This window comes from Shimia sediminis, from assembly GCF_003990645.1.
Taxonomy (GTDB): Bacteria; Pseudomonadota; Alphaproteobacteria; order Rhodobacterales; family Rhodobacteraceae; genus Shimia; species Shimia sediminis.
On the sequence record NZ_RYZK01000064.1, the window covers coordinates 1 to 776 of the forward strand.

Sequence of the window (776 nt, forward strand, 5' to 3'; positions counted from 1 at the left end):
ATGGCTTTCTTGGTGGTAAGAATAGCATGTCGTTTCAAAACAGCAGCGAACGGGTTAAGACGTAGAAGAGCTTTCGTGTTCTTGAGAGGATTGAGGCGACGAACTCTTCGAACAACCTTCTTTTGTGGTGGACGTAAAACTTTACGAATTTCATCAGCTTTAAGAAGTCGCGACAAATCACTGTTAGACATCTTAGGTTGGGGAAGGTTGTAACCAGCTTTTTCTTGTGAACGTGTCTTCCACGTTCCGAAAATCTTGTCAAGCTTCTCAAAAGCAGATTGAGTCCAAATTACGAAACGTCCAACATGGCCACCAGGGGCAAGTTTCAAAAGGTTTAACTTATCAACACTAACTAAATCGATTCCGGGAATATTTCGGAATGCTCGTCGTAATCCTTGGTCTTTATGATAAATGACAAGAGGCCCTTTACGTTGAATGCGTCTTCTGTTACGCAGTTTTCCTTTACCAGCACGGAAGCGCTGAGACTTGTACACCTTTTGAATATCACCCCAAGCTTTAATTCTTCTTAAAAAGATTACAGCTTGCTTAGTCTTTGTGAATTCTTGGACTTTGTCAGAGACAACTAGGGGCAATTCAGGTATTTGTTCAACAATGTGCCCTTTGCTCATAACAAGTGCAGGCACACCACTAGCAGCAATGGCAGATGCAAGTGCATAACGACGCTGATTTACGTTTACTCGGCGATGCCAACGTCTCCATTGTTTTGTTGGTGCAAACATACGACCACCTCTACACATGTTACCGAAAGCACCCTG

The 776-nt window shown here is 43.0% G+C and carries 1 protein-coding gene; it reads right to left on the reverse strand.

What is annotated here, in order from left to right; all coding sequences use genetic code 11:
- A partial coding sequence (gene rplD, locus EK369_RS22875) for a 50S ribosomal protein L4 (RefSeq protein WP_235871513.1) occupies positions 1–740 on the reverse strand: 740 nt, incomplete at its 3' end.
- Positions 741–776: the final 36 nt, after the last annotated feature.